General features: G+C 71.0%; 2 protein-coding genes and 1 tRNA gene. All 3 read right to left on the reverse strand.

Annotation, left to right across the window (positions count from 1 at the left end; all coding sequences use genetic code 11):
* Window positions 1-273: 273 nt before the first annotated feature.
* A tRNA-Leu gene (locus tag FM119_RS01660) sits at window positions 274-347 on the reverse strand.
* 66 nt (window positions 348-413) lie between these two features.
* Complete coding sequence (locus FM119_RS01665; RefSeq protein ID WP_087135961.1) at window positions 414-2,012, reverse strand: NAD(P)/FAD-dependent oxidoreductase; 1,599 nt, start codon at window positions 2,010-2,012, stop codon at window positions 414-416.
* A 43-nt stretch (window positions 2,013-2,055) separates the two neighbouring features.
* Window positions 2,056-3,205: S8 family serine peptidase (locus FM119_RS01670; protein WP_087135962.1), on the reverse strand; the 1,150-nt coding region annotated here is incomplete at its 5' end.

Below are 3,205 nucleotides of genomic sequence, written 5' to 3' on the forward strand. Positions count from 1 at the left end.
GTCGGGATCGGGGGTCGTGGTGGGGGGACGAATGCACGTCGGGCCTCTCGGGGGTCGGTGTTCACGACGCCGCGCCCCGGCGGTACCGGGGCGCGACTCCTGCTGTCCCCACACCATAGGGACGCAATGTTTCACCGATCGGGCGCTACCGTGTCCAGGGCATTTCGCGCCCGGTCGGGCCCCGTTTTTCCGCGTGGATACTCTCGCCCTCGGTGAGCGCGTCCAGCAGCCGCGATGTCCGGGCGCTGACGTCCCGCCCCGACGGTCGCACGGTGCCCCCGGTGGGATTCGAACCCACACCTGTAACGATTTTAAGTCGCCTGTCTCTGCCGTTGGACTACGGGGGCCGGAGACGAGAAAGGCGGTGGGGAGCGCGAGAAACTCGCTCTCCCCACCGCCTCAGCCGGAGTGGGTCAGGAACCCGACTCCTCGGTCGTCGGCGCGGCGGCCTTCGTGCCCTTGGCCGCGGTGGCCTTCGCCGCCGTGGTCTTCGCGGCCGTCGTCTTGGCGGCCGTGCTGCTCGCCGGCTTCTTCGCCGCCGCGGGCTTCTTGGCCGCGGTGGTCGCCTTGGCCGCGGTGGTCTTCGCCGCCGTGGTCTTGGCCGGAGCCTTCTTCGCGGGGGCCTTCTTCGCCGCGGGCTTCTCGTCGTTCACCGCAGCGGCGGGGGCAGCGGCAGGCGCCTCCTCCACCGGGGGCTTCGGACGCGAGGCGAAGCGCTCGAAGAACGCGCGGGGGTTCTGCGTCGCCTCGAGCGAGACGATGTCGCGGTCGAGCCACAGGTTGTTCCACCAGCCCCAGAACACGCGGAACTTGCGCTCCCAGCTGGGGATGGCCAGACCGTGGTAGCCGCGGTGCGCGACCCAGGCGGGGAAGCCCTTGATCGAGATCTTGCCCGACTGGAACACACCGGTGCCCAGGCCGAGGCCGGCGACCGCACCCATGTTCTTGTGCACGTAATTCGTCGGCTGCTCGCCGCGGAGGACGGCGACGATGTTCTTGGCGAGCTGCTTGCCCTGGCGCACGGCGTGCTGGGCGTTCGGCACGCAGGTGCCGTCGGGCAGGCCGCCGGTCAGGTCGGGGACCGCGGAGACGTCGCCGGCGGCCCAGGCGCCCTCGACGACCTCCTCGGCGGTGCCGACGCGCAGGTCGGCGCGGGTCTGGATGCGGCCGCGGGCCTCGACCGGAAGGTCGGTGGTGCGGACGACCTCGGGGTTGGCCATGACACCGGCCGTCCAGATGATGAGGTCCGACTCGAAGCTCTGACCGGTCGACAGCTTGATCACGCCGTCCGTCGCGTCCTGCAGCTGCGTGTTCAGGTGCACGTTCGCGCCGCGCTCGGCCAGGTTCTTCAGCACCCACTCGCTGGTCTCCTGCGACACCTCGGGCATGATGCGGCCCATCGCCTCGATCAGGTGGAAGTGCGTGTCCTCGAAGGAGATCTCCGGGTAGCGCTTCAGCAACGCGGAGGCGAAGGAGCGCAGCTCGGAGAACACCTCGATGCCGGCGAAACCGCCGCCGACGACGACGAAGGTGAGCAGGCGCTCGCGCTCGGGGCCGGCGGGCAGCTGCGCGGCACGGTCGAAGTTGCCGAGCACGCGGTCGCGGATGGCGACGGCCTCCTCGATCGACTTCAGGCCGATCGCGGTGTCGGCGACACCCGGGATCGGGAAGGTGCGCGAGACGGAACCGGCGGTCACGACGATCTGGTCGTAGTGGTACTCGTAGGGCTCGCCGACGCTCGGCTCGATGATCGCGGTCTTCTCGGCGTGGTTGACCTTGACGACCTTGCCGCGGACGACGTTGCTCTTCTTCAGGTGCCGACGCTGCGAGACGACCGCGTGACGCGGCTCGATCGATCCGGCCGCGACCTCGGGGAGGAAGGGCAGGTACGCCATGTACGGCAGCGGGTCGACGACGGTAACTTCGGCTTCGCCGGCGCGGAGGCGCTTCTCAAGCTTCCACGCGGTGTAAAAGCCGGCGTATCCACCGCCGACGATAAGAATCTTGGGCACGAAAAAGCCTCTCCTACGTGATCATCAGGGGTCGGGGAAAAGGTTACTCCTCCTCGGAGACCCTCCGGAAATGCCGGGTAGCACCGATTGCCCCTAGCACGACAAGCGTAGCAGTTCCTCCGAGGGCCACCACCGGCACGATGCCGTAGATGACGGCGTCGGCGCCCGGCCCGGAGCCCGCGCCCGCCTCGGGCTCCGGCTCGAGCGGGGGGACCGTCTCCGGCACCGCGTCGGCGCCTGCTCCCTCGCCGTCGTCCTCACCCTGCGCCGGTCGGTAGGTGGCGACCCAGTCCTCCAGGCTGCCCATGGGGTTCTCGCCGACCGGCTCCACGCTCGCCGTCACCGCCCGGTCCGCGTCGACGATGCCGAAGCCGTACAGCGGGCTCTGCGTGCCCTCCTCCTGCTCGGGCCCCGGCCTGGCCGTCGCCGTGATCCGGTTGATGACGTTGGCGGCGTCGAGCTCCGGGTGGGCCGAGCGCACCAGAGCGGCGACGCCGGCCACGATGGGTGCGGCACCGCTCGTGCCCTCCCAGCGGGCGACCGAGCCGTCGGGCGACACCCCGAGCAGCTCCTCGCTCGGGGCCGCGACGCCGATCGTGATGCCCTGACTGGAGGAGTCCCTGCTGGCCGTCCCCTCCCTGTCGACCCCGGCGACGCTGAGCACGCCGGGGATCGTCGCCGGCGCACCGACCACGTCGGTGCCCGCGCCGCGGTTGCCCGCGGCAGCGATCACGACGACGTCGTGGTCGGCGGCGTACTGGAACGCGTCGTCCCAGCTGGACGGCCAGCTCTTCGTGTTGGTCGTGAGCGACAGGTTGATCACGTCCGCGCCGTGGTCGACGGACCACCGCACGGCGTCGACGATCTGGTCGCCGAAGTCGACGGGGGACGCGCTGTCGGCGAAGCCGATCGACACGGAGAGCAACGTCGCCTCCGGCGCGACACCGATCACGCCGTCCTCACCGTCCTCGCCGGTGCCCCGAGCGGCCAGAAGAGAGGCCACCCAGCTGCCGTGGTCCGACCCGGGCCGTGGCCCGACGGGCGCCCGCCCATCGGGCTCGCCGACGCCCGAGGCATCATGGCCGCCGGCGACCGCGTCGCGGAACGCCGCCGGACCGTCCGCGACCCCGCTGTCGATGACCGCGACGGTCACCCCCTCGCCTCTGGTCTCCTTCCAGGCCTCGGCGATGCCG

The sequence above is a fragment of the Mycetocola reblochoni REB411 genome (assembly GCF_900163835.1).
Classification (GTDB): Bacteria; Actinomycetota; Actinomycetes; order Actinomycetales; family Microbacteriaceae; genus Mycetocola_B; species Mycetocola_B reblochoni.